Origin of the sequence: Acinetobacter sp. YH12226 (assembly GCF_013417805.1) — a bacterium.
In the GTDB taxonomy this organism is placed as follows: Bacteria; Pseudomonadota; Gammaproteobacteria; order Pseudomonadales; family Moraxellaceae; genus Acinetobacter.
In genome coordinates, this window is sequence record NZ_VPDG01000001.1 from 430,952 (window position 1) to 454,626 (window position 23,675).

Consider the following 23,675-nt stretch of genomic DNA (forward strand, 5'->3'; position numbering starts at 1 on the left):
TTCATTAAATCAATAAAAGGAACATGCTATGAGCGAGGCATATATTATTGACGCCATTCGTACGCCACGCGGAAAAGGCAAAAAAGATGGATCTTTACATCAAGTAAAACCCATTTCATTACTGACTGGTTTACTCAATGAACTGAAAGACCGTCACGGACTGGACACCTCAAAAGTCGATGATATTGTGCTGGGTTGTGTCACCCCGATTGGTGATCAGGGGGCCGATATTGCCAAGACCGCTGCCATTGCTGCGGGTTGGGACAATGATGTCGCTGGCGTGCAAATCAACCGTTTCTGCGCTTCCGGACTCGAAGCTGTCAATCTGGCCGCACAAAAAGTCCGTTCTGGCTGGGAAGATCTGGTCGTTGCAGGCGGCGTCGAATCCATGTCCCGCGTAGCGATGGGTTCTGATGGCGGCCCTTGGGCGCTTGACCCTGAGACCAATATGGCCTGTGATTTTATTCCGCAAGGTATCGGTGCAGATTTAATTGCCACGATTGACGGTTATACGCGTTCTGATGTAGATCAATTTGCCGAACAATCACAACAGAAAGCAGCTGCCGCTCAAGCCAATGGTTATTTCAACGCCTCTGTTATCCCGGTAAAAGACAAAGCTGGTGTGGTGATTCTGGACAAAGATGAATTTATCAAACCGACAACGACCGCAGAAGGCCTGGGCAAACTCAATCCAAGTTTCGCCACTATGGGGCAAATGGGCTTTGATGCAATTGCCCTGCAAAAATATCCTGAAGTGGGTGCTGTCAATCATGTGCATCATGCAGGGAATTCTTCAGGCATTGTCGATGGTGCGGCTGTGGTTTTGATCGCATCGGAACAAGCAGTAAAAGAACAAGGTCTGAAGCCACGTGCCAAAGTACTGGCGACGGCACTGGTCGGTGCAGATCCGACCATTATGCTGACCGGCCCTGCCCCGGCTGCTCGTAAGGCCTTGGCGAAAGCCGGTTTAACAATTGATGATATTGACCTGTTTGAAGTCAATGAAGCTTTTGCTGCCGTGGTGATGCGCTTTATCAATGAAATGAAGGTTGATCCTACCAAGGTGAATGTCAACGGCGGTGCAATTGCCATGGGACATCCACTCGGTGCGACTGGAGCCATGATTTTAGGCACTTTGCTGGATGAGCTGGAACGCCAGGGGAAAAAACGTGGATTAGCCACACTTTGCGTGGGTGGTGGTATGGGCATCGCAACCATTATTGAACTGGTATAAGGAGAAAAATAATGAGCGCAATTCAATATCAAAAAAATGAAGATAATATTGTTATTTTAACGTTTGATTCTCCAAACCAGTCTGCAAATACCATGAATGCCGACTTTCGCACGGCACTGGATGAAGTCGTTGCCCAGTTACAAGCAGATGAAGATATTGCCGGGATTATTTTCCGTTCAGCGAAAAAAACTTTCTTTGCTGGCGGCGATCTGGATGAACTGATTCAAGCCACTCCTGAACATGCAACTGAATTCTTCAATATGATTGAAGAGATGAAAGCCAAACTACGCTATATCGAAACTCGCGGTATTCCTGTCGTTGCTGCACTGAATGGTACGGCGCTCGGCGGTGGCTGGGAAATTGCCCTGTGTGCCCATCATCGTATTGCCCTGAATGACCCTAAAAGCAAATTTGGCCTGCCTGAAGTCACACTGGGTTTATTACCAGGTGGCGGTGGTATCGTCCGTAGCATCCGCCTGCTCGGTCTGCAAAATGCCCTTCCTTTATTAATGGAAGGCAAACAGTTTGGAGTCGATAAAGCTAAATCTTTAGGGCTGATTCATGAGGTCGCAGACAGTACCGATGAACTGTTGAAAAAGGCGATTGCCTGGATCAAAGCCAATCCAAAATCTCAGCAGCCATTCGATGTAAAAGGCTATAAAATTCCGGGTGGTAGCCCTTCGACACCAGCAGTTGCCCAGATGCTGGCAATTGCTCCGGCGATGCTGCGCGATAAAACCAAAGGCTGTTATCCTGCGCCTGAAGCGATCATGTCGGCTGCGGTAGAAGGTGCACAGGTCGATGTCGATACTGCCTTGACCATTGAATCGCGTTACTTTACTTATTTGGCGACCAGTCAAATTTCTAAAAATATGATTGGCACTTTCTGGCATGGTCTGAATGCAATCAAGTCCGGTGCCAGTCGCCCTCAAGATATTGAAAAGTGGAAAGCCACTAAAGTCGGTATTTTAGGTGCAGGCATGATGGGTGCTGGGATCGCCTATGCCACTGCCAGCACAGGCATTCCAGTAGTTCTGAAAGATATTTCATTAGAAGCGGCTGAAAAAGGCAAATCCTATAGCCAGAAACTACTGGATAAAAAAGTCGCTCAAGGACGTTTATCAGCCGAGAAACGAGATCAGTTTTTAAGCCTGATTCAAACAACTGCATCGAATGAAGATCTAGCGGGTTGTGACCTGATCATTGAAGCCGTATTTGAGAATCCCACGCTCAAGGCTCAAGTTACACAAGAGGCAGAACAATATCTTGCCAGCAACGGCGTAATGGCTTCGAATACCTCGACCCTGCCGATCACAGAATTAGCCCAGGCTTCAAAAAATGATCAGAACTTTATCGGCCTGCATTTCTTCAGTCCGGTCGATAAAATGCAGCTAGTGGAAATTATCAAAGGTAAAAATACCTCGCCAGAAACGCTGGCCAAAGCTTTCGATTTCGTGCAGCAAATTGGCAAATTACCGATTGTGGTGAATGACAGCCGTGGCTTCTTTACCAGCCGCGTGTTTGGCACCTTTGTACAGGAAGGCTTGCGTCTGCTGGCAGAAGGCGTACATCCGGCACGAATTGAAATGGCAGCTCTCAAAGCCGGTATGCCGGTAGGCCCGTTGGCGATTCAGGATGAAGTGTCCTTGACCCTGTCTGAACATGTGGCCAATGAAAGATACAAAGCTTTAGAAGCAGAAGGTCAGATCATCACTAAATCACCCGCTGATGACGTGATTCACAGTATGATTCACGAATTTAACCGTAAAGGTAAGGCTGTAGGCGCAGGTTTTTATGATTATCCGGCCGATGCCAAAAAACAGCTCTGGTCTGGTCTCAGCCACTGGAAAAAAGACAACGATATTTCTGAACAGGAAATGATTGACCGCTTCCTGTTTGTACAGGCACTAGATACCGTGCGCTGTCTGGAAGAAGGTGTTTTGGAATCTGTGGTCGATGCCAATGTCGGTTCCATTTTTGGTATTGGCTTTGCCGCTTGGACAGGTGGTGCAGTACAATTCTTGAATCAGTATGGTTTAGCCAAAGCCGTGACCCGTGCCAAAGTACTTGAAAATAAATATGGCGAACGCTTCAAAGCCCCACAACTCCTCAAAGATCGCGCAGCACACGCCCAGCCGATTCAATAACTTGAGCACTTAAATAAAAGAGGAACGTGTTTCCTCTTTTTTATCTTCTGGATTTGCTTCATGCACTGGATAGACTCATCTGATGACAGATTTCGATCTGCTTTTTGATCAATTTATGTTATAAAGTTACATAAGTTTGATATCCACGTGGGTAAGACCTATGACTGATCACAGTTCACCTGAAAAATCTCCTTGGGGTTGGAAAGCACTTATCATCTTCTGTATTTTAGGTGCATTATTCATGCTTATTTTTTGGCTCGCGATAAGTAATGAACCAGATTACATGCCAAGCCAGCAAAATAAACAAACTACCCAGCAACACGCTTTTAAAAATGCGCCTACGATGTCTCCAGAAGCCATTGCCAAAGCGCAAGCGGATCGTGAAGCACGTGAAGCTGCCAATGTGGCTCCTACAGATACGACAGCCGCTGAACACAATATGTCAGCTGAAGAACATGCCAACATGGATAATGCCGAGCACAGCTCAAATGCAGCACATGGCCACTAATTCAGATTCAGTCTATGCATAAAAAAGCGAGGTCAATGCCTCGCTTTTTCGTATTTGAATGAATGATCAATTAAAGCTTTAAATACATATCAATATGCGGAATTCCACAATCCAGATATTTCTCGCCTTGAACTTCAAATCCCAGCGCTTGATAGAAGCCGATGGCATGCACTTGCGAAGAGAGTTTAACGAATTCACGCTGCTCTGCACGCGCATAGTTAATCACTGCCTGCATCAAGCGCTGACCAACACCTAAACCACGTGCTGTGGTTAGGACTGCAACCCGACCGATACTGTTATTTGACAATAACCGTGCTGTGGCAATCGCCTGATCCTGCTGAAAAATAATAAAATGTACAGCAACCGCATCCTCAGCATCCCATTCGTCTTCTGCTGCGATATTCTGTTCTTGGATAAACACGGCTTCACGAATCGCTTTGGCATGCTCAGCCAAATCCTTCCAGCTCCCGGATACTATTTTCAGCTCTGGATTTTTTAGCATTTAGATCCAATTCCCTGTTGGTCCCACTGATCATTGAGCAACAATTCCAGTGAATGTTTCTGGATTCCATACATCTCTTTCAAGGCCTGAATTTGTGCCAGAACCGCCTGATCGGGGTATTGATAGTCTTTGCGTTTTGTTGCCAGAATCATTTTATTTTTACTAGTATGTTCCAGCGCCACAAACTCAAAAACCTTGGTTTCATAACCATAAGCTTTGAGCAATAAAGCACGAATGGTATCGGTCAGCATTTCTGCCTGTTGTCCGGCATGAATACCAAACTGCAACATCGGACTGAGTACTTTTGGCGCCTGTAACTGCGGACGCAATTCCTTGTGGCAACACGGCGCGCACATGATTATCTGCGCATTCAGGCGAATGCCGCTATGAATGGCAAAATCCGTTGCGACATCACAGGCATGCAAGGCGATCATCACATCCAGATGTTCCGGTGCATAGGTACGGACATCCCCCTGGAAAAAGTCCAGCTGATCAAAACCAGATTGCTGCGCGACATTCTGGCAGAATTCAACCATTTTCGGATTAAGCTCTACCCCGGTGACATACGGCGTTTGACCATGTTTTTGCATATAGTCATATAAAGCACAAGTCAGATAGCCCTTACCCGAACCAAAATCCACCACGCGCAGGCCTTCAGCCTGTGGCTTAATCTGTGCCAATGCACCTGAGAAGATTTCTACAAACTTATTAATCTGCTTCCATTTACGCGCCATGCTCGGAATGATTTGCGCTTTTTGATCGGTAATACCGAGATATTGGAGAAAGATGCTGTCCTGATCGACATAACGTTGTTTAATCCGGTCATGGCCTTGTTCAGCAGGCTTCACCTGATTCATCGCGGCTTTATGTTTGCTACGCGTTAACATGGCTTTTTTCTTGTTTTTTTTCAGCTGTAATTCTTCATCTACTGTCATCAGATTGGCCTGTTTGCAACACGCCAGTAGTGAAGTAACCTGGAATAATGCTTCATCTAAAGGATAATTTTTGGTGACATCCTGGGTCTTGTAACGATACAGGCAGCTCAATACGCGCTGTTCATTTAATGGAATGACTCGCAAGGTCATTTTCTCTAAATCCTGCAGTTCACCTTTATACTGGCTTAAGATCAGGCGATCAAATTGATCCCTTTCAACAGCTTGCTGAAAGGTGTCCAAGAATTGCTGTTCCTGATCTGAGAGAGTTGTCAACGTTGACATAGATAAAACCTGAAATGAATTGCGCATCAAGTTTAAATCTTCTTAACCTAAAAGCAAAATTGAATTACTATACAAGTGTATATTTGAAGAAGAATGACAATCATGCAGAATGCTCCACTGGTTCCAGATTATGATCAAAATGAGGAACGAATTAACTATATTAGTCATGGTGTAGGTGCCGGACTGTCCATTGTTGCTGGTATTCTTTTGATTATTAAAGGGTCTTACCTGAGTACTGGACAATGGATTGGACTGTGGGTTTATGCGCTGAGCATGATTCTGTTATTTTCTGCTTCTATGCTCTATCACATGGCCACTGCGGCAGACCGCCGTTATTTTTATAAAAAAATCGATCATACTGCGATTTATTATTTAATCGCCGGAACTTATACCCCTTTCCTATCGATTGCCATTCCGACCGCCAAAGCCCAGTATTTATTGATTGCACTGTGGGTGATTGCCCTTCTTGGTACACTTTTCAAGTTCGTTTTCATTCATCGTTTCCAGAAACTTTCTTTAGCGGCTTATCTGGCCATGGGCTGGCTGGCGCTGCTGGTGATTGATGATATGCAGCAATATTTAAGTGTTCAATCTTTAACCTTTCTCATCATTGGTGGACTCGCTTATACCGTGGGTGCATTGTTTTACGCTTTAAAAAGAGTAAGATATACCCACGCTATCTGGCACATATTTGTATTGATAGGCGCAGGATCACATTTTCTGTCTATCTATCTTTACGTGATTTAATCATCTCCTTTTTCATTTCAGTGACCCTGAGCGAGTTGAAGCGAGAAGATTGCAGTTGTTTTTTTAAAAAATTACGCCTTTTTTAAAAAGATTACGCTTTTAAAACTAAGTTTTTTTATTTTTAGTAAGTGTAAGGTTTTCCATGGCGTCGTCTAATTCTGCTGCTCAGCCAGCACAAAATTCAAAATTTCGCGTTTTAACAGCAAGCTTGGTAGGCACTACAATCGAATTCTTCGATTTTTATATTTATGCCACCGCTGCTGTCATTATTTTTCCGTATCTGTTTTTCCCTACCAGTACAGATCCGATGACCGCAACCATTCAGTCTCTTGCGACTTTTGCCATTGCATTTATTGCCCGTCCGATTGGTGCAGCATTATTTGGTCATTTAGGTGACCGGATCGGACGAAAAGCCACCTTGGTTGCAGCTTTGCTGACTATGGGGATTTCAACCGTTGCGATTGGTCTATTGCCAACTTATGCGCAAATCGGAATTGCTGCGCCACTGTTACTTGCACTGTGCCGTTTAGGTCAGGGCTTGGGTCTGGGTGGTGAATGGTCAGGTGCGGTACTTCTTGCAACTGAAAATGCCCCGGAAGGCAAACGTGCCTGGTATGGCATGTTCCCGCAACTGGGTGCTCCGATCGGCTTTATTCTGGCAACAGGTTCTTTCCTGACGCTTGGCGCTTTCATGTCTGAAGCTGACTTTATGGCTTGGGGCTGGCGTATTCCGTTTATCTCAAGTGCCTTGTTGGTAATTGTCGGTTTATGGATCCGTTTAAAACTGCATGAAACGCCTGCTTTCCAGAAAGTGCTAGATAAACAAAAAGAAGTAAATGTTCCTTTTGTTCAAGTGTTCAAAAAGCACTCTCGTATGCTAGTTCTGGGTACGATTGCTGCAATCTGTACATTTGTTGTGTTCTACCTTACTACGGTATTTGCATTGCAATGGGGAACCAAACAACTCGGTTATTCTCGTGAAGAATTCCTGCAATTGCAGTTAGTTGCGACCCTGTGTTTTGCTGCCTTTATCCCGCTTTCAGCAGTATTGGCTGAGAAATTTGGCCGTAAGACCACTTCGATTGCGGTATGTGTCATTTCTGCGATCTTCGGTATCTTCTTTGCAGATATGCTTGAATCTGGCAGCACCTTGGTGGTGTTCCTGTTCTTGTGTATTGGTCTGGCGATTATGGGCTTAACTTATGGGCCAATCGGTACTGTATTGTCTGAAATCTTCCCGACTTCAGTACGTTACACGGGTTCTGCATTGACCTTTAACTTGGCAGGCATCTTCGGTGCATCATTTGCACCGCTAATCGCAACCAAGCTGGCAACGGCCTATGGTTTGTCTGCAGTCGGTTATTACCTGACCGCAGCATCTATCCTATCGCTTGTCGCGTTTTTGCTGATTCGTGAAACCAAGAATGATGATGTAAATAATCAGATCTAAGGTTTTAGATCGATTCAAAAGCCAGCACTCGATGCTGGCTTTTTTTATGATTTCACAACAAAACTCGGCTACTTATCTCGTTAAATTTGCTCAACAATCAAATGAACTCAATTCAAAAAATGAGGCAAGGCCATGCAGGATCTTATTGAATACCTATCGCAGGAGCAGTTGGTCAATATCATTATTTTGCTGGAAGATGATAAAAAATTAGAAGCTGTTCGCTATATCACCGAGAATACACCCTTGGATGAAGCTCAGGCACTGCAAGTGATTGATGAAATTGTGCGGGAACATGATGTGGTCATGAAGCATGAGAGTACAGGTCCACGCTTTAGTGATGATGCCGGTGATATTGACCTGGTGACACCACCACTGGAAATCCCCACCCATCCTAGCTTGAGTACACCGACAGAAGCTGAAATCACTGCGCAACAATTACGTGAAAATGTGCCAACCCGAAAAATCGAAAAGAAAATCTGGATGATGGCGGCCGTCGCAGTGGTGTTGCTGATTCTGGTCTGGATCATCAGTTAATACAGTACAGTACGCCGACTAAATTTAAATCAGTTCAATAATATCAATAGTAGGCGGCACCCGGAAACGGAAAGGTACACCGACCAAGCCGGTACCAACAGTCACGAACACATCTGCATGTTCATGACGATACATACCCTTTTTATGTCCCAAAATTGAAACCTTTTTCATGACGTAATTAGTTAGCCAAGGCAGTTCCACCTGTCCGCCATGAGTATGTCCAGACAGCATCAGAGGGCGCGTCGGCAGTTTCGGAATCATATCGACCGTATCAGGGTTATGCGAAAGAATGACCCAAGGCTTGTCCTGAGGCAAGTCTGGCAAACTGCGCATATCGGCTTTACCAGCCCAGAGGTCGCCTACGCCCAAAAGTCGGAATTCATCAAATTCGACAATTTGACCTTCAATATCCATGACCTGATTGACTTGCAATGCATAGTGCAATAACTCTCGAATCGGCGGTCCGGGATATTGCTCATCGTGATTACCATTGACTGAATAGACCGGAGCGTGAATCTCTTTTAAAACCGCCAGTTCCTGTGCCAGTTTATTTTCTGGCTCGTAAGTCCAGTCGCCAGCAACCACCACCAAATCAGGTTGAATATGATTTAATTTGTGTACAATTTGTCGCAACTGACGCTCATGACCCGAAAAAAGACCGATATGTAAGTCTGCGATCAGGGCGATTTTCACCGGCTGCTTTAAACGTTTATCTGCATTGATCTGATATTGTGTCGTTTTCACTTGAATTAAATGCGGCTCGATAAAGCGTGCATAAGTCAAAACCCCACTGAGTAAAAATACAAAAATGGCTTCATGCAGTGAATAATAACCCGTCCATCCAGCATAAATACTGAAGAAAAACAAAGGGATTAATAAATAGGCAAGATAAAACGCCAGCAAATGACCAAAAGCTTTAAAGGGATGAATGGTTTCGGTACGTGATTGGCTCGACCATGCCTGAGCCACAGCCCAGATGGCTAAAATCGCCATCCCCAGATAAAAATAAAACAGTACGGAATTCGAATCCCACATAAATTGGCCTTATTCAGTCGAGCAGCAGATTACTGGCTTTATATTTATCTTTTCATAGCTGGCAATTATACTCAATTCTAATTTTTCATTCTTCGACTTATATGGCCACTGCTCCCCGCGATCAAGTTCATCTTCAATCCTCAGGTTTTATGCGCACTCATCGCTATAAAGCCGGCATTTTACTGAGCTGTAGCCTGGTTCTGGGTCTACCTGCGTGTAGTACCTTACCCAAGCAAACCGAACAGCCAAGCCAGATGGCATTTGAAACGGATACATCGCAAACCAGCCTGGCACAAATTGTTGAACCTTTACGTGATCAGAACATCGGGTTGACTGGTTATCGCGTGCTGTATGATCCGCTTGAAGCACTGGCTGCTCGGATTCAGCTGATTAATAAAGCGGAACGCAGTCTGGATCTGCAATATTACATCTGGGATAACGACCGAATCGGTGCCCTCGCCCTGCATGCGATTATTCAGGCAGCAGATCGTGGCGTAAAAGTGCGCCTGTTGATGGATGACAATAATGCCAAGAAAATGGAAGGGATTTATCTGGCCTTAAACCAGCATCAAAATATCGATGTCAAACTGTATAATCCCTATCGCTTTCGTAAATACCGCGCCATGGACATGGTGCTGGATTTAAAGCGCATTAACCGCCGCATGCACAATAAAAGCTTTATTGCTGATAACCAGATTGCCTTGATTGGCGGGCGCAATATGAGTAACCAGTATTATAATGTCAGTGAAAGCTATCAGTTCTCTGATGTCGATGTGATGCTGGTCGGTGCAGCATCGGATGAAATCATTCATTCCTTCGATGAATACTGGAATGATGATTATGCCTATCCGGTACAAGAGGTGGTGAATCCACGGCATCATGGCTTACGTTTTCCAAGCTTAAAACAACAGCTAGAAACCCATAGTCAGGATCCAGCCACTCAAAATTATCTGGATCTGGCCAATCGTTCCAGAGCCTTTGACCAATGGCTGGAACAAAACATTCAGCTGGATTGGGTGGAAGCCGAAGTAGTCAAAGATCCACCGAGCAAAATCAAGGCCAAGGCCAAAACCGAAGAACACCTGAATTTCCAGTTATTACAGCGTCTGGAAAAACCTGAACAAAGTGTCGATATTGTCTCTGCCTATTTTGTTCCGGAAAAAATTGGTGCAGACCGTTTAAAGAAACTGACGAATGAAAATATCAAGGTTCGCGTCCTGACCAACTCTTTTAAGGCCAACGACGTTGCTGTGGTGCATGCTTTTTACGCTAAATATCGTCAGGATCTATTGAAAAATGGGGTGCAGCTGTATGAGTTCTTAGCAGCGCCAGAAGCCAATCACCTAAATGCCAATACAGAGGAAATTTCGAAAAAAGCCAAAGTCAGCCTGAAAGGATTGAGTCGTTCCAGCCTGCATGCCAAGTTGATGGCACTGGATCAAAAACAGGTGTTTATTGGTTCTTTTAACTTTGATCCGCGTTCAGCTTATCTGAATACTGAAATTGGCGTGTTGCTGAACAGTCCGTCTTTGGCACGTGCAGTACACGACACCATGGACAAAAATTTAAGCAAATATGCTTATAAACTAGTGCTCGATGCGAATCAGAACATTAACTGGAAAATCAAGAAAGCCAATGGTGACGTTCAAACATTTACCAAAGAACCCAAAATGAAATGGTATCAGAAAGCTGGCCTTAAGCTGGTGTCTTGGCTGCCAATTGAAGGTTTTATGTAAGCTTGATTCTTCGAACAGAAACCATAAAAAAGCCTCTTATTGAGGCTTTTTTAATACCCGTGACTGAAGTTCAACCAGGCCTGTCTGCATTTTTTCCTGAACCACACGGGTCAGGCTTTCAACCGTATGCCCTTCCGTGGCAATTGCAGGTAAAGCCACTAAATGTGCAATGACTTGCGGCATTTCCAGTACTTTTTTGACATGGGCAGCAAAACTGATGTCATTGACAAACGGTGCAACCATATCCAGTTCGCCCTGCTGATTCACATAACAAATCAGACAGATTTGTACAGGACGCTGCGCTTCAATCGCGGCGCCTAAAATCCGGCCATGTACTTTTTTGATGGCTCGTCCATCAGAAGTCGTCGCTTCAGGAAAGAACAGCACCGGAATATTCTGTTTGAGAAAATCGGTAATTTGTTCACGGATCCTGACGGAATCTCCTGAACCCCGTTTAATAAATAAGGTACCCCCACCCTTGGCCAATTTGCCTAGAATCGGCCAGTTCTCGATTTCTGCTTTCGCCAGAAAAAATACGCGCGCTCCGGAACCCAGAACGGCAATATCCAGCCAAGACACATGATTACTGACCCATAAGGCGGGTTCACGTGGAATCTCGCCATGCACCTGCACTTCGATATTGAATACTTTGCATAACTGACGGCAAAAATGTTGCACATAGCGGGTATTGGTCGGGTTATTCGGATTTTTATATAAGCCATGACGAAAAACCAAGTAAAACCCTTCACTAATGGTAGCCAATGAGGCAGTAATTTTCCGGCTATACAGAAAAAACTTGGCCAAGCCTTCGATATCTGGAGTCTGGTTTTGTACAGTTGAGTTCATAAAAACGTCATTAAATCCTAAGCGAGATACAGGGAATATCCACGAATTAAACTCATTCTATACTGTTCATTCGCAACTTGCATTGATAATAAAAATCGGCCAATAACATCTATATCTTCAATTTTAATTGGATTAAAAAATCATTCAAAATAAAGCTATCGAAATATTAGATTGAAAAGGATCGTAGCTATGTCAGATAAAACCCAGCCCGCGAACGACACACTACAACCTTTACAAGTGCTCAAATATATTTTGGGCGGCACCTTCATCTATGCAGTGGTACTGGTAACACTTGCACAACTGTTTATCAGCGCACTTTAAACCAAAGCCGCGCTAATTCAGTATCTGCTCAGCCCTTTTTCAACTACACTAAAGTTTTCAAGTGGAGATTGGCCTGAGTGGAATATTTACAACAACATCGAGGGAAAGAGTGCGTCATTCTGGTGAGTGTCAGCGTACAAATGCTGGATGACCTTGATGCTGAAGAGTTTCGTTTACTGGCCCAGTCTGCAGATGCTGAAATTCTGGAACATATTTATGCTCAGCGGGTGAAACCCGATGCCAAATTTTTTATCGGCTCCGGCAAGGCAGAAGAAATCGCTGAACGTGTTGAAGAGCTGGAGGCCAATCTGGTCATTTTTGACCATGCCCTAACCCCAGCCCAAGCCCGTAATCTGGAACAGGTGATTAAATGCCGCGTGGTCGATCGTACTGAACTGATTCTGGATATTTTTGCCCAGCGTGCCCGTACCTATGAAGGTAAGCTGCAAGTCGAACTGGCACAGCTGCAACATTTATCTTCACGTTTAATTCGTAGTCGTGGCAATCTCGACAGCCAGAAAGGCGGGATTGGTTTACGTGGTCCGGGTGAAACCCTGCTGGAAACAGACCGCCGTTTGCTGCGTATCCGTATGGGACAGCTCAAGGCACGCATTGATAAAGTCCGCCAGACCCGGATGCAAGGCCGTGTTGCTCGTCAAAAAGCGGCTGTGCCGACGGTATCTTTGGTGGGTTATACCAATGCTGGTAAGTCTACCCTGTTTAATTTACTCGCCAACAGCGATGTCTATGCAGCCGATCAGCTGTTTGCCACTTTGGACCCAACCTTACGGCGTCTGGAATGGGATGGAATCGGCAATCTGGTACTGGCCGATACGGTAGGTTTTGTCCGTAATCTTTCCCATTCACTGGTAGAATCCTTTAAGGCAACGCTGGAAGAAACCGTTGAAGCCACACTGTTACTGCATGTGATTGATTCAAGTAGCCCAGAGATGCTGGAACAGATTGAAGCCGTTGACAAAGTGCTGAAAGAAATTGGGGCCGATGTTCCCATCCTTCAGGTCTACAATAAAATTGACTGTAGCGGTGAAGAAGCCAAAATTATTTATCGACGCCCGGGCGAACCGGAACGGGTCTATGTCTCGGCACATAGTGGCGAAGGTATCGACCTGCTGCGTAAAGCGGTACATGAGTCCTTGATGGGGCAACTACAGTCCTTCGATTTAATCCTGAAACCTGCCTACGGCAAGCTGCGTAACCAGCTCTATGGTCTGAATGTGATTCAGTCTGAACATTATGATGATGAAGGCCAACTGCATCTGCACATTCGAATTGCGCCACAAAAACTGGAACAATTGATTAAACAGGCGCATTTACCCTTGGATGAAATTCTGGGCAAACAGGCGCAGCAGTTTCAACGTCCACTGGAAGCGTTTGAAATCCAGTCAAAGATCGAGTAAAACTTGATAAGTAAACTTATTAATATTAATGATTATAGCAATGAACTGGATAAAACGAATAGATTGGCCAGCATGGATCGGCACCCTGTTACTTATTATTGTCTTTCGGGAAGCTTCGGTCTGGTTAATGACCCAACTGAATCATCCTGAATTAGGCAATCTGGTCGGGTTATTGAGCCTTTTAATTGCGCTGTTTACCTGGCGCTACTTTGGCAAACTCCCCGCTCGCCTCGTGGATACCAATAACAAACTGATGAAGGAAAGCGCCTTTGCTTTCCTGCCTGTCAGTGCAGGTGCACTGATGATGCTGGTACATATGGGCCAGAAAATTCCGGCCTTTCTGTTCATCATGTTTTTCAGCACCCTGATTCCTTTATGGATTTACGCCAAAATGGCCAAGCGCTGGTTATAGGAGTTCCGCATGTTATCTATTTTGTATGGCTTTGCGGTTACCCTCATCGCCTATCTGATTGCCAAACCCTGTAACCGGTTCATTCCGCAAATTCCCGTCATCGTGTTCAGCATGTTCTTTGTACTGGTGATTTTATTTGCGCTCGGCATTCCCTATGAAAATTACATGGATGAAGTTAATCCACTTTTCAACCATTTACTCGGCTATGTGACCGTCGCACTTGCTATCCCTTTGGCCGCGATGCGCTACGATGACTTGCCGCTCAAAGCCATTATCGGCATTTTGGTTTTTGCCAGTATCAGTGCTGTCGCCTTGCCGATGGGACTAGCTTATCTGCTGCATATGTCCTCTGCAGATATTATGGCGTTTGCTACCCGCGCAGTGACCACTCCAATTGCGATTAATATTGCCACCCTGCTGGATGCACCCATCAGCATGGTCATTCTAATCGTGATTCTTTCTGGTGTGATTGGTGCAGCTTTTTCTCCATTTATTCTCAAACATATCAATGATGAACGTGCCTCCGGACTGGCTTTAGGACTAGCCGCACATGCCATTGGTACAGCTCAGGCCTGGCAGCGTGGCAGTATTGCAGGACGTTATGCCGCATTTGGTATGGCCGTCAATGCAGTCTTTACCGCGGTCTGGTTGCCTACGTTTATACTTTATTTGCAAAAAATGTGACTAGTGAATCAAATTAATCATTTGTTTTATGTGGTAATCGTTCTTACTATAGAGTAAGAACTCTAATCCAACCTAGGAACAGATATATGAAAAAGGTTCAATTCTTTTCAACTTTACTTTTAGCCTCTTTCAGCCATCTGGCTTTGGCCTCTGACCTTTCAGGGACATGGAGAAATATTGACGACAAAACTGGTTCACCTAAAGCATTCCTCGAAATTCGTGAGACGGCTTCCGGCGTCTATGCTGCCAAGATCACAAAAATCACCCCGCGTCCTGGATATACCCCGAAAGAAAACTGTGTGTCCTGTCCTGCACCTTATACCAATAAACCTATTCTCGGCCTGGATGTGCTCACTGGCTTAAAGCACGTCGGCAATAACAGTTTTGCTCAAGGCAAGCTGCTTGATCCATTATCAGGGAATCTTTATAACACCAAAGCAAAATTAAGTGCTAATGGGAAACGTCTGATCCTACGCGGCTATATCGGCGTTTCAGCACTAGGCCGTAGTCAAACCTGGATTAAGCAGGATTAATTCCTGCTTTATTAAATAAAATGTGACGGGGTTATGCTTTAGTAGATAGAAGCTTGCATTTTAATGCATTAAGTTGTATGAATATTAAACATACGCTTTTTTCATGCAATATAGATTATGAAAGTGTATTAACGTAGTTTGCATCAGCATTCACCACATGGAATTAGGTGAATGTTCATAAAAAAATAAGGATATCGCATGTATAAAATCACACTTTTAACTGTTTTTTCAGCTTCTTTATTCACTAGCTCTCTGGCCTTTGCTCAGGAGTTATCTGGTCTCTGGCAACAGATTGATGATAAAACCGGCTCACCTAAAGCATTGATTGAAATGAAAACGCAGGCTGATGGCTCGTATACCGGAACGATTACTAAAGTCACACCTCGCCCAGGTTATACACCACGGGAAAAATGTGTCAAATGTCCACCACCTTATACCGATAAACCGATTTTGGGGTTAGACGTCATTAAAGGACTGAAACCCACCAACAAAAATAACTATGCACATGGCCGGGTACTCGATCCACTCACTGGCAAAATTTATGATTTAAAAGGGCGGATTTCTGCCAATGGGAAACGACTGACTTTACGTGGATATATCGGGATCTCTGCGATTGGTCGCACACAAACCTGGATTCGCCAGGATTAATAAAAACAGCACTTTTGTGTTGGGGATATTTTATTCATCTATAAAAAAGGCATAAATATAATGAAACAAACTAAATTAGGATTAATGTTCATCGCTGCACTGATGACTGGGACTGCTTATGCACAGGATCTGACGGGCATCTGGCAGCAAATTGATGATAAAACCGGCTCACCAAAAGCAATTATTGAAATTCGTCAAAATGATAATGGAACTTTTGCTGGAAAAATTATCAAAGTGACTCCACGTCCAGGCTATACTCCACAAAAGACCTGCAATAAATGTCCCGCGCCTTATACCAATCAGCCGATCATGGGCATGGATGTATTGACTGGCTTAAAACATGTGGAAGGCACCAACAATTATGAAAAAGGTAAAGTGATTGATCCATTGGCAGGTAAAGTTTATGACGCTCGAGTGCGTCTAAATGCCAATGGTAAACGTTTAACCTTGCGTGGTTATGTGGGTGTGTCCGCTTTAGGCCGTAGCCAGACCTGGATTCGCCAAGATTAATACCTAATTCTCATTATTCAAAAAAGCTGCCAAATTGGCAGCTTTTTTCAGTGTATCAACTCTATAGTATTCAGATAAGTGTTGACTATTTTAGTAAGATTTCTAACATGAGCGGGCGATGATAAAAATTCTTTGGAATGACTCTCTATGTTTAAAAAAATATTACTTGCCGCGCTTACAGCAGGATGTATGACCAATCTTTGGGCAGACGATATTACCGGGACCTGGCAACAAATTGATGATAAAACGGGGGCGGCTAAAGCGATTATCGTCATTAGCAAAGAAGCAAATAATACCTATTCAGGCAAAATTGTAAAAATCACGCCTCGCCCAGATTATAATCCACGTGAAAAATGCAATAACTGTCCTGCACCTTATACCAATCAGCCTATTTTAGGTATGACCATTTTAAAAGGCCTAAAACTGGTTGAAGGCACCAAGAATTATGACAAAGGTCGTATTATCGACCCATTGGCAGGTAAAATTTATGATGCAAAAATGCGTTTAAACAATACGGGTAAACGTTTAACCTTACGTGCCAGTATTGGCGTTTCAGTTCTAGGCCGTAACCAGACCTGGATTCGAGCAGACTAAATTTTAAAACTAAAAAGCCACGTAATCACGTGGCTTTTTTATGGAATGTGCTTACATCGCCGGATTATCCACTGCAAACATCTGCTGATCTTCTAGGCGGAATGCCATCAGTTGATTACCCCAGACACAACCGCCATCTACATTCTGAATCTTGTTCGAAATGGTTTTACCATTCAAGGCGGCCCAGTGACCAAACAGGATCTGATGACTTTTCGCAGCCTGTGATTCAAACTCAAACCAAGGTTTAAAACCTTCCGGCATCGCATCATCCAGCGCATCTTTAAAGCTGTATTCCAGACGTCCCTCAGCGTCAGTTAAACGCATTCGGGTGAGGTAGTTCACGATACAGCGAATACGTTCATGGCCTTGTAGCTGATCCGACCAAAGTGCGGGTTCTTTCCCGAACATTTCTTTCAGAAAATCATCCAGCACCTCGAAGTCATCATGAGCAATGATCGCTTCGACTTCTTGTGCCAATTGAGCAGTTTTTTCTGCACTCCAGATATTCGGAATCCCAGCATGCGTCAGGATAGTCTGCTCATTTGGAAATAGACACATTGGCTGTTTGCGCAGCCAGTCAATCAAGTCATCACTGTCGATCGCATCAATCACATCACGAACATTGTCTTTTTCTTTCACCGGTTTGATGCCGCGGGCATAAGCCAGCAAAGTCAAATCATGATTTCCCAAGACCGTCGCAGCCGCACCTTGCTCAGCCAGCTTTTTGATAAACCGCAATGCTGCAATTGAGTTTTCACCACGTGCAACCAAATCTCCAGCAAACCAGATAAAATCTTGTTCTGCATCAAACTGGATTTCTTTAAGCAAAGCTTTCAAGGCCTCAAAACAGCCTTGAACATCACCAATCACATAATTATATCGAGCAGTACGGTTCATCGTAATTTAAGCCACCATTTGATCTGAAAGTGCAACAAACTGTTCAAGGGTCAGGGTTTCTGGACGCGCCATCGGGTCAACACCCGCTTTTTCAAAACCCTCTTCAACCAGCATACCCTTCAAGCTGTTACGCAAGGTTTTACGACGCTGGGTAAAGACATGAGATACCAGACGTGCCAGCGCTTTTTCATTCTTCGCCACAATCGGTTTAACTTTATAAGGCTCTAAACGGAATACCGCAGAAGTTACTTTTGGAGGCGGATTAAAAGATCCAGGTGGCACTTCGAACAAGAAAGTCGGTTTACAGAAATATTGAATCATCACCGACAGACGGCCATATTCTTTGGTATTGGGTGATGCGGTAATGCGATCCACGACTTCTTTTTGTAGCATGAAATGCATGTCTTGCACTTTGTCACCAAATTCCAAGAGATGGAATAACAGTGGCGTTGAAATATTATAGGGCAAGTTACCGACCACACGTAATGGACGATCTTCCTGGAACAACTGAGAATAATCGTATCTCAAGGCATCGGCTTCAATAATGGTTAAACGTTCCGGATGCGGCACACGACCCGGCAGGCCAGCAGCCAGATCACGATCCAGCTCAAGTACGGTTAAGGCATCACATTCACCAATTAAAGGTGAAGTCAAAGCGGCCAGACCCGGGCCAATTTCCAGAATGTTCTGACCTGGACGCGGATTGACTGAGCGTACAATTTTGGCAATGACACGCTGGTCATGTAAAAAGTTTTGACCAAATCTTTTTCGAGCCTGATGCCCTTCATCTTTTGGGTTTAAGGCATTAATTTGATACATAAAAACATTTCCAACGTGAGTGATGAACAATAATCAGTGGCGCGCCAGATCGAGGGCTAAATCGACAGCAACGTGCAGGCTGGAACTTTTCGCAAGTCCCGTCCCCGCAAGGGAGAGTGCTGTGCCATGATCAACAGAAGTTCGAATAAACGGTAAGCCGAGGGTAATATTAATGGCTTCACCAAAGCCCTGTGATTTTAACACAGGTAAGCCCTGATCGTGATACATCGCCAGAACAGCATCAGCATCTTTTAGGTTTTCTGGAGTAAATAAAGTATCAGCAGGTAGGCTTAAACTCATGTTGATACCTTGGGCACGATAGCTTTCGAGTACCGGATTGATCACTTCAATTTCTTCCATCCCCAAATAACCGCCCTCCCCGGCATGCGGATTTAAACCGCAAACCAGTATATTCGGCTGTTCAATCTTGAATTTGGATTTCAGGTCGTGAATCAGAATATCAATCACCTGATGCAAGCGTTCAGGCGTAATCGCATCTGCCACGGCACGAAGCGGAAGATGGGTAGTGGCCAAGGCCACGCGTAAAGTTTTGGTGGCCAGCATCATGACTACACGTGGAACACCAGCAAATTCCTGGTAATACTCGGTATGACCACTAAAAGAAATGCCCGCTTCATTTATCACGGACTTTTGTACAGGCGCAGTCGCGACGCCGACACTTTTTCCTGACATGGCATAGTCTGCGGATCGACGCAGTTGCTCCAGTACATAAGCCGCATTGTTCGGATTCAGCTCACCCAATACGACGTCTTGCTGCACGGGAACATGCTCTACAAATAGCTGACCGATGCCTGAAGATGACTCCTGTCCTTGATATTCAATCAGCTCAACCGATAATTTGAGTACCTGAGCACGTTGCTTGAGCATATGAATATCCGCCAATACCACAATTGGGCGCTCATCAACACGATCTGCAAGACTCAGGCAAATATCAGGACCAATTCCGGCAGGTTCCCCACTGGTGACATATAAAGGCAGCATCATCTTCTCAATTTGGCAAAGCTGAGAAATATTATAACCCGATCACGCCTACGCTGTAGTAATCATTGCAAAGAGTACTTATAAATCAATATTTTGATACCATTGAAACTATGGTTACAAATATAGTTGCAGTTTTTGTAGCATATAAAGGCTTAGGTCTTTCTTTCACCAGGGAGATTAGATAAAATACAGCGCTTGAAATTTTAATTTTCATTTGTGATTCTTCACGTATTCGTTTAGAATCGCGTCTCCTTTAGTTTGGACAGATTCCATAGTCCAAACCAACTATAATAGGTAGTGGTTTAATGAAAACTCTCAGCGCTAAGCCAGCTGAGGTTCAACACGACTGGTACGTTGTTGATGCTTCTGGCAAAACTTTAGGTCGCCTTGCGACTGAAATCGCTCGTCGTTTACGCGGTAAGCACAAAACTTCTTATACTCCTCACGTTGACACTGGCGACTACATCGTTGTTATCAATGCTGAAGAAATCACTGTGACTGGTAAAAAGTCACAAGATAAGAAATACTATCGCCACACTGGTTTCCCTGGTGGTATCCGTGAGACTAACTTTGAAAAGTTAATCGCTCACAAACCAGAAGCAGTTCTAGAAAAAGCTGTTAAAGGTATGTTACCTAAAGGTCCTCTTGGTTATGCAATGATCAAGAAAATGAAAGTGTATGCAGGTACTGAGCATCCACACGCTGCTCAACAGCCACAAGTTTTGGACATCTAAGGGATAACAGCACATGGCTACTAATTATGGTACAGGTCGCCGTAAGACCGCAACTGCACGTGTTTTCCTATCAGCTGGTACTGGTAAACTCGTAATTAACAACCGTACTCTTGAACAGTATTTCGGTCGTGAAACTGCTCGTATGGTTGTTAACCAACCACTTGAGCTTCTTGAAGCTACTGACAAATATGACCTTTACATCACTGTTGCTGGTGGTGGTATTGGTGGTCAAGCAGGCGCTATCCGTCACGGTATTACTCGTGCATTGATCGCTTCTGACGAAACTTTAAAACCTGCTCTTCGTCAAGCTGGTTTCGTTACTCGTGATGCTCGTGAAGTTGAACGTAAGAAACTTGGTTTACGTAAAGCTCGTAAACGTCCTCAGTTCTCTAAACGTTAATTCGTTTACCGAATCGGACAAAAAACCCTGGATTTTCCAGGGTTTTTTATGGGTATCAGCTGAATATATGGAAAGATTTTCTTGTTATTGTTCGTGCACATCTTTCCCCCATACACTCTCATGACACCAGAACGACTTCATCAAATAATAATTTGCGATCCCAATACAGATAAATAGCAAAATGACAGGAAGCTTGATCAGCATCTTATTTTCCTCCAGTTGTTTTTCTTATAATCTACCTCGGCTCAAGCCGATTGATCTTTGATGCTTGGTGCTTTTTAGGTTGAATTTTAGTATCCTAGTCTATTCATTAGAAGCTCATCAGGATTTATGTCAGTCGAAAGCGCGCCTCTTCAAGGAATCACTCTCTATAGTCATGTCGATGACTTTCGTTCCCATTGGATTCGCTACGTACTTGCCGAAAAACAGATTAAATATAACCTGATTTTGGTGGATGCCGATGATGAGGATCTGGCCAGCCTTAATCCTTATAATCAATTGCCGATGCTGATCGAAAATGAACTCAAATTATTTAATACTTCAATTATCTCAGAATATGTAGATGATCGTTATCGTCAGAATAAACTATATGCCGATGCCCCAATGCCCCGCGCAGAGCAACGACAATACATCTGGCGCTTTGAAAATGACTGGTTAAAGCTGGCTGATATCATGTTACGCCATCCTGATACGCTAGATAAGAAAGCCAGAACTCAGGCACAAAAGCAGTTACAGGATATCCTGATTTCACTGATGCCACTCTTCCAGCATTTTCCCTATTTTATGTCTGAACAATTTAGTATCCTGGATTGTATGCTGGCACCAATTTTTATCCGTCTGAAACAGATGGGCGTAGAATTACCACAGCAGCAATGCCGTCCGTTTTATTTATATTGCCAACGAATTTTTAGTCGTCCTGCCTTTGTAAAATCCATGACATTGCAGGAAAAGAACCGTTATTCAGTGCAACTCAAACATCCATAGAGAAACATCATGTCCGAACAAGAATTCAACCTTAGCCCTACCCGTCCCTATATGGCACGTGCAATCTATGAGTGGGTTTGCGATAACAATATGACGCCTTACCTGCTGGTGGATGCCACACGCCCAAATACCATGGTTCCTGAGCAGTTTATTAAAGATGGACAGATTGTTCTGAATATTGTGCCACATGCCGTGCATGCGCTGCATATGAGCAATGATGCCATTAGCTTCTCGGCTCGCTTTGGTGGCGTTTCTCGTGATATTTATGTGCCTATGGCAGCAGTACTCGGTATTTATGCACGTGAAAATGGTCAAGGTTTATTCTTTGATCCAGGTGAATATGAGCATACACAAAATGATGAAGATGCTTTAAAATCAAGCACTGAAGAACAAACTGAACAACCAAAGAAAAAACCGACTTTAAGACTATTAGATTAAAAATAATGGAGCAAGTGAATGGCTTTTGATTTAGTACAATATTTTGTTGAACAGATAGAGACTCAAAAGCCTGAGCTTCTAAAAGAATATACAAAAGAAGAAAGACGAAAATATATATCAGAAATCAATGCCTTAACTTTAGGAAAACTTATTACTGAATGGCGTCATAACCCACAAAAAATTTATAATGAAATCAATCATCCTGATGAATTATATATCCTGGAAATCGTGCGTCATCTCGCTACCAGTCCGGAAAATCAATCCACTCTGGATCGAGCCCAGCTTGAGCACAGCACTTCAGAAATTTTTCATTTACAGCTTATTGAATTAAAACAACTGCATGATACCGGCAACCATAATATCCATAGCATTCAGGAATTACTGACCGGGCAAATTGAACATTTATCTGGTCAAGCAGATGATTGGGTTTGGACAACAAACAAGCTAACAGAACTCGAAGGCTCTAAACCAATTGTGCAAGAAGAGCTATCATTGGAAGCATCAATGAAGGAGTTTAATCAAATGGTAAGCCAGAATCAGCAGCATCAAGATGTCGAAGAAGTCATTGTTATCAATACCCCAACATGGGCAAAGATTGTTGAACCCATCGTGGCGATTGTCATTCTTTGGGTATTAATCGCAGCCGTAATGCGCGTGTTTGGCTAAAATAGTCTGCAATAAAAAAACCAGCGATTCGCTGGTTTTTTATTTTGTAAGGTTTATAAGATCAGCTTGTAAACTCTTATAGCGCTAGTTTTACAGAGATCCCAATAGGTCAAACAAATTAACAGGAATTCTCTGTCTCAGAAGAATCTGATCAACTTTGAGATATAGATATGTTAAATATCTTATCTAAAATCCCACGCATAAAAAAAACACCCCCGGCCTTATGGTCGGGGGTGTTTAGGAATAATGAGCTGGCGATGACTTACTCTCACATGGGTAACCCCACACTACCATCAGCGCTAAGAGGTTTCACTTCTGAGTTCGGGAAGGGATCAGGTGGTTCACTCTTGCTATGGTCGCCAGCACAACTGTTTATGACTATTTGCTTGGGTCTTATTGGCGTTGTTTTCACTTCGCTAGCCTAGCTTTCATCAAATGAGTTATTAACAGGTATATCTGAGTTGCAGTAGTTTGTTCGTTTAGCGTAACTAAATCAAGTCACTTTGTTTAATATCGAATCAATCGAGCTTCGTACAACAACTGTTTGGGTGTTGTATAGTCAAGCCTCACGAGCAATTAGTATTGGTCAGCTTCACATATCACTATGCTTCCACATCCAACCTATCAACGTCGTAGTCTTCAACGGCTCTTTAGGAGAC

The 23,675-nt window shown here is 43.9% G+C and carries 27 protein-coding genes and 2 rRNA genes; 20 read left to right on the forward strand and 9 right to left on the reverse strand.

The features are described from left to right. The first annotated feature begins 28 nt into the window (after positions 1-28). The 3 genes from FTV08_RS02085 to FTV08_RS02095 all read left to right on the forward strand — a co-directional run bounded on the left by FTV08_RS02085 (position 29) and on the right by FTV08_RS02095 (position 3,889). Positions 29-1,234, forward strand: coding sequence for an acetyl-CoA C-acetyltransferase (locus FTV08_RS02085; RefSeq protein WP_005252753.1), 1,206 nt, complete (start codon positions 29-31; stop codon positions 1,232-1,234). 11 nt (positions 1,235-1,245) lie between these two features. Further along, complete coding sequence (locus FTV08_RS02090) at positions 1,246-3,381, forward strand: 3-hydroxyacyl-CoA dehydrogenase NAD-binding domain-containing protein (protein ID WP_180086470.1); 2,136 nt, start codon at positions 1,246-1,248, stop codon at positions 3,379-3,381. 160 nt (positions 3,382-3,541) lie between these two features. Next, positions 3,542-3,889, forward strand: coding sequence for a hypothetical protein (locus FTV08_RS02095; RefSeq protein ID WP_180086472.1), 348 nt, complete (start codon positions 3,542-3,544; stop codon positions 3,887-3,889). A 70-nt stretch (positions 3,890-3,959) separates the two neighbouring features. Here FTV08_RS02095 and FTV08_RS02100 read toward each other — a convergent pair whose 3' ends face one another. Both FTV08_RS02100 and FTV08_RS02105 read right to left on the reverse strand, forming a co-directional pair. Beyond that, the gene (locus FTV08_RS02100) at positions 3,960-4,391 is read right to left on the reverse strand and encodes a GNAT family N-acetyltransferase (RefSeq protein ID WP_180086474.1); all 432 of its coding nucleotides are present in this window, start codon (positions 4,389-4,391) and stop codon (positions 3,960-3,962) included. Beyond that, entirely contained in the window at positions 4,385-5,608 is a 1,224-nt protein-coding gene (locus FTV08_RS02105; protein ID WP_180086476.1) for an SAM-dependent methyltransferase, read from the reverse strand. Before FTV08_RS02105 ends, FTV08_RS02100 begins: the two co-directional genes overlap by 7 nt. Before the next feature lie 102 nt (positions 5,609-5,710). On the opposite strand from FTV08_RS02105, the gene FTV08_RS02110 reads away from it, so the two are divergent. The 3 genes from FTV08_RS02110 to FTV08_RS02120 all read left to right on the forward strand — a co-directional run bounded on the left by FTV08_RS02110 (position 5,711) and on the right by FTV08_RS02120 (position 8,339). Next, positions 5,711-6,355, forward strand: coding sequence for a hemolysin III family protein (locus tag FTV08_RS02110; protein ID WP_044111690.1), 645 nt, complete (start codon positions 5,711-5,713; stop codon positions 6,353-6,355). A 142-nt stretch (positions 6,356-6,497) separates the two neighbouring features. Further along, entirely contained in the window at positions 6,498-7,805 is a 1,308-nt protein-coding gene (locus tag FTV08_RS02115; protein ID WP_004281697.1) for an MFS transporter, read from the forward strand. Between the two features lie 132 nt (positions 7,806-7,937). Further along, complete coding sequence (locus tag FTV08_RS02120) at positions 7,938-8,339, forward strand: hypothetical protein (RefSeq protein ID WP_005106122.1); 402 nt, start codon at positions 7,938-7,940, stop codon at positions 8,337-8,339. Positions 8,340-8,363: 24 nt separating this feature from the next. Here the strand turns inward: FTV08_RS02120 and FTV08_RS02125 are convergent, their stop codons facing one another. Further along, positions 8,364-9,374, reverse strand: a complete 1,011-nt coding sequence (locus FTV08_RS02125) for a metallophosphoesterase (RefSeq protein WP_044111688.1) — start codon at positions 9,372-9,374, stop codon at positions 8,364-8,366. 101 nt (positions 9,375-9,475) lie between these two features. Here FTV08_RS02125 and FTV08_RS02130 point away from each other — a divergent pair, with 101 nt between their 5' ends. Further along, positions 9,476-11,110, forward strand: a complete 1,635-nt coding sequence (locus FTV08_RS02130) for a phospholipase D family protein (RefSeq protein ID WP_180086478.1) — start codon at positions 9,476-9,478, stop codon at positions 11,108-11,110. A gap of 36 nt (positions 11,111-11,146) precedes the next feature. On the opposite strand, the gene FTV08_RS02135 is transcribed toward FTV08_RS02130, so the two are convergent. Further along, complete coding sequence (locus FTV08_RS02135) at positions 11,147-11,956, reverse strand: 1-acyl-sn-glycerol-3-phosphate acyltransferase (protein WP_004732180.1); 810 nt, start codon at positions 11,954-11,956, stop codon at positions 11,147-11,149. A gap of 189 nt (positions 11,957-12,145) precedes the next feature. On the opposite strand from FTV08_RS02135, the gene FTV08_RS16160 reads away from it, so the two are divergent. The 8 genes from FTV08_RS16160 to FTV08_RS02170 all read left to right on the forward strand — a co-directional run bounded on the left by FTV08_RS16160 (position 12,146) and on the right by FTV08_RS02170 (position 17,076). Further along, positions 12,146-12,277, forward strand: a complete 132-nt coding sequence (locus FTV08_RS16160) for a hypothetical protein (RefSeq protein WP_257221141.1) — start codon at positions 12,146-12,148, stop codon at positions 12,275-12,277. 77 nt (positions 12,278-12,354) lie between these two features. Then, a complete protein-coding gene (gene hflX, locus FTV08_RS02140) occupies positions 12,355-13,695 on the forward strand; it encodes a ribosome rescue GTPase HflX (protein WP_180086480.1) in 1,341 nt (446 codons plus the stop codon). A gap of 40 nt (positions 13,696-13,735) precedes the next feature. Then, entirely contained in the window at positions 13,736-14,107 is a 372-nt protein-coding gene (locus FTV08_RS02145; protein WP_004281691.1) for a hypothetical protein, read from the forward strand. A gap of 9 nt (positions 14,108-14,116) precedes the next feature. Then, the gene (locus FTV08_RS02150) at positions 14,117-14,791 is read left to right on the forward strand and encodes an LrgB family protein (protein WP_180086482.1); all 675 of its coding nucleotides are present in this window, start codon (positions 14,117-14,119) and stop codon (positions 14,789-14,791) included. Positions 14,792-14,877: 86 nt separating this feature from the next. Beyond that, positions 14,878-15,324, forward strand: a complete 447-nt coding sequence (locus tag FTV08_RS02155; RefSeq protein WP_005106118.1) for a DUF2147 domain-containing protein — start codon at positions 14,878-14,880, stop codon at positions 15,322-15,324. Positions 15,325-15,522: 198 nt separating this feature from the next. Further along, the gene (locus tag FTV08_RS02160) at positions 15,523-15,972 is read left to right on the forward strand and encodes a DUF2147 domain-containing protein (protein WP_044111684.1); all 450 of its coding nucleotides are present in this window, start codon (positions 15,523-15,525) and stop codon (positions 15,970-15,972) included. Between the two features lie 60 nt (positions 15,973-16,032). Then, positions 16,033-16,482, forward strand: coding sequence for a DUF2147 domain-containing protein (locus tag FTV08_RS02165; protein WP_004645963.1), 450 nt, complete (start codon positions 16,033-16,035; stop codon positions 16,480-16,482). Between the two features lie 147 nt (positions 16,483-16,629). Beyond that, complete coding sequence (locus FTV08_RS02170; protein ID WP_004281686.1) at positions 16,630-17,076, forward strand: DUF2147 domain-containing protein; 447 nt, start codon at positions 16,630-16,632, stop codon at positions 17,074-17,076. Between the two features lie 51 nt (positions 17,077-17,127). Here the strand turns inward: FTV08_RS02170 and FTV08_RS02175 are convergent, their stop codons facing one another. From FTV08_RS02175 to pdxA, 3 genes are read right to left on the reverse strand one after another with little or no spacing between them, the layout of a single operon-like run. Continuing rightward, the gene (locus FTV08_RS02175; protein WP_180086484.1) at positions 17,128-17,973 is read right to left on the reverse strand and encodes a symmetrical bis(5'-nucleosyl)-tetraphosphatase; all 846 of its coding nucleotides are present in this window, start codon (positions 17,971-17,973) and stop codon (positions 17,128-17,130) included. Between the two features lie 6 nt (positions 17,974-17,979). After that, positions 17,980-18,792 carry a 16S rRNA (adenine(1518)-N(6)/adenine(1519)-N(6))-dimethyltransferase RsmA gene (gene rsmA / locus FTV08_RS02180; RefSeq protein WP_004645966.1) on the reverse strand — a complete coding sequence of 271 codons (813 nt, stop codon included), beginning with the start codon at positions 18,790-18,792 and terminating at the stop codon, positions 17,980-17,982. 33 nt (positions 18,793-18,825) lie between these two features. Further along, entirely contained in the window at positions 18,826-19,794 is a 969-nt protein-coding gene (gene pdxA / locus FTV08_RS02185; protein ID WP_044111680.1) for a 4-hydroxythreonine-4-phosphate dehydrogenase PdxA, read from the reverse strand. 305 nt (positions 19,795-20,099) lie between these two features. Between pdxA and rplM the strand changes: the two genes are divergently transcribed. From rplM to FTV08_RS02210, 5 genes are all read left to right on the forward strand, one after another. Beyond that, a complete protein-coding gene (rplM, locus tag FTV08_RS02190) occupies positions 20,100-20,528 on the forward strand; it encodes a 50S ribosomal protein L13 (RefSeq protein WP_004281682.1) in 429 nt (142 codons plus the stop codon). A 13-nt stretch (positions 20,529-20,541) separates the two neighbouring features. Then, on the forward strand, positions 20,542-20,928 hold the full coding sequence (gene rpsI / locus FTV08_RS02195; RefSeq protein WP_004281681.1) for a 30S ribosomal protein S9: 387 nt from the start codon (positions 20,542-20,544) through the stop codon (positions 20,926-20,928). A gap of 330 nt (positions 20,929-21,258) precedes the next feature. Then, positions 21,259-21,912 carry a glutathione S-transferase N-terminal domain-containing protein gene (locus FTV08_RS02200; protein ID WP_180086486.1) on the forward strand — a complete coding sequence of 218 codons (654 nt, stop codon included), beginning with the start codon at positions 21,259-21,261 and terminating at the stop codon, positions 21,910-21,912. Between the two features lie 9 nt (positions 21,913-21,921). Further along, positions 21,922-22,350 carry a ClpXP protease specificity-enhancing factor gene (locus FTV08_RS02205; protein ID WP_004281679.1) on the forward strand — a complete coding sequence of 143 codons (429 nt, stop codon included), beginning with the start codon at positions 21,922-21,924 and terminating at the stop codon, positions 22,348-22,350. Between the two features lie 18 nt (positions 22,351-22,368). Further along, complete coding sequence (locus tag FTV08_RS02210) at positions 22,369-23,016, forward strand: hypothetical protein (RefSeq protein WP_180086488.1); 648 nt, start codon at positions 22,369-22,371, stop codon at positions 23,014-23,016. A 249-nt stretch (positions 23,017-23,265) separates the two neighbouring features. Here the strand turns inward: FTV08_RS02210 and rrf are convergent. Together rrf and FTV08_RS02220 are read right to left on the reverse strand one after the other, a co-directional pair. Further along, positions 23,266-23,380: ribosomal RNA gene (gene rrf, locus FTV08_RS02215) — 5S ribosomal RNA — on the reverse strand. 191 nt (positions 23,381-23,571) lie between these two features. Further along, positions 23,572-23,675: ribosomal RNA gene (locus FTV08_RS02220) — 23S ribosomal RNA — on the reverse strand; the annotation flags it as partial.

Bases quoted from the DNA above. Each gene is read 5' to 3' on its own strand.
- FTV08_RS02090 (WP_180086470.1), top strand. From the start codon at position 1,246: ATGAGCGCAATTCAATATCAAAAAAATGAAGATAATATTGTTATTTTA.
- FTV08_RS02085 (WP_005252753.1), top strand. From the start codon at position 29: ATGAGCGAGGCATATATTATTGACGCCATTCGTACGCCACGCGGAAAA.
- FTV08_RS02200 (WP_180086486.1), top strand. From the start codon at position 21,259: ATGTCAGTCGAAAGCGCGCCTCTTCAAGGAATCACTCTCTATAGTCAT.
- FTV08_RS02125 (WP_044111688.1), bottom strand. From the start codon at position 9,374: ATGTGGGATTCGAATTCCGTACTGTTTTATTTTTATCTGGGGATGGCG.
- FTV08_RS02150 (WP_180086482.1), top strand. From the start codon at position 14,117: ATGTTATCTATTTTGTATGGCTTTGCGGTTACCCTCATCGCCTATCTG.
- FTV08_RS02165 (WP_004645963.1), top strand. From the start codon at position 16,033: ATGAAACAAACTAAATTAGGATTAATGTTCATCGCTGCACTGATGACT.
- rsmA (WP_004645966.1), bottom strand. From the start codon at position 18,792: ATGTATCAAATTAATGCCTTAAACCCAAAAGATGAAGGGCATCAGGCT.
- pdxA (WP_044111680.1), bottom strand. From the start codon at position 19,794: ATGCTGCCTTTATATGTCACCAGTGGGGAACCTGCCGGAATTGGTCCT.
- FTV08_RS02210 (WP_180086488.1), top strand. From the start codon at position 22,369: ATGGCTTTTGATTTAGTACAATATTTTGTTGAACAGATAGAGACTCAA.
- FTV08_RS02205 (WP_004281679.1), top strand. From the start codon at position 21,922: ATGTCCGAACAAGAATTCAACCTTAGCCCTACCCGTCCCTATATGGCA.
- FTV08_RS02135 (WP_004732180.1), bottom strand. From the start codon at position 11,956: ATGAACTCAACTGTACAAAACCAGACTCCAGATATCGAAGGCTTGGCC.
- FTV08_RS02100 (WP_180086474.1), bottom strand. From the start codon at position 4,391: ATGCTAAAAAATCCAGAGCTGAAAATAGTATCCGGGAGCTGGAAGGAT.
- FTV08_RS16160 (WP_257221141.1), top strand. From the start codon at position 12,146: ATGTCAGATAAAACCCAGCCCGCGAACGACACACTACAACCTTTACAA.
- FTV08_RS02160 (WP_044111684.1), top strand. From the start codon at position 15,523: ATGTATAAAATCACACTTTTAACTGTTTTTTCAGCTTCTTTATTCACT.
- rpsI (WP_004281681.1), top strand. From the start codon at position 20,542: ATGGCTACTAATTATGGTACAGGTCGCCGTAAGACCGCAACTGCACGT.
- FTV08_RS02130 (WP_180086478.1), top strand. From the start codon at position 9,476: ATGGCCACTGCTCCCCGCGATCAAGTTCATCTTCAATCCTCAGGTTTT.
- FTV08_RS02110 (WP_044111690.1), top strand. From the start codon at position 5,711: ATGCAGAATGCTCCACTGGTTCCAGATTATGATCAAAATGAGGAACGA.
- FTV08_RS02120 (WP_005106122.1), top strand. From the start codon at position 7,938: ATGCAGGATCTTATTGAATACCTATCGCAGGAGCAGTTGGTCAATATC.
- rplM (WP_004281682.1), top strand. From the start codon at position 20,100: ATGAAAACTCTCAGCGCTAAGCCAGCTGAGGTTCAACACGACTGGTAC.
- FTV08_RS02115 (WP_004281697.1), top strand. From the start codon at position 6,498: ATGGCGTCGTCTAATTCTGCTGCTCAGCCAGCACAAAATTCAAAATTT.
- FTV08_RS02155 (WP_005106118.1), top strand. From the start codon at position 14,878: ATGAAAAAGGTTCAATTCTTTTCAACTTTACTTTTAGCCTCTTTCAGC.
- FTV08_RS02145 (WP_004281691.1), top strand. From the start codon at position 13,736: ATGAACTGGATAAAACGAATAGATTGGCCAGCATGGATCGGCACCCTG.
- FTV08_RS02105 (WP_180086476.1), bottom strand. From the start codon at position 5,608: ATGTCAACGTTGACAACTCTCTCAGATCAGGAACAGCAATTCTTGGAC.
- FTV08_RS02170 (WP_004281686.1), top strand. From the start codon at position 16,630: ATGTTTAAAAAAATATTACTTGCCGCGCTTACAGCAGGATGTATGACC.
- FTV08_RS02095 (WP_180086472.1), top strand. From the start codon at position 3,542: ATGACTGATCACAGTTCACCTGAAAAATCTCCTTGGGGTTGGAAAGCA.
- FTV08_RS02175 (WP_180086484.1), bottom strand. From the start codon at position 17,973: ATGAACCGTACTGCTCGATATAATTATGTGATTGGTGATGTTCAAGGC.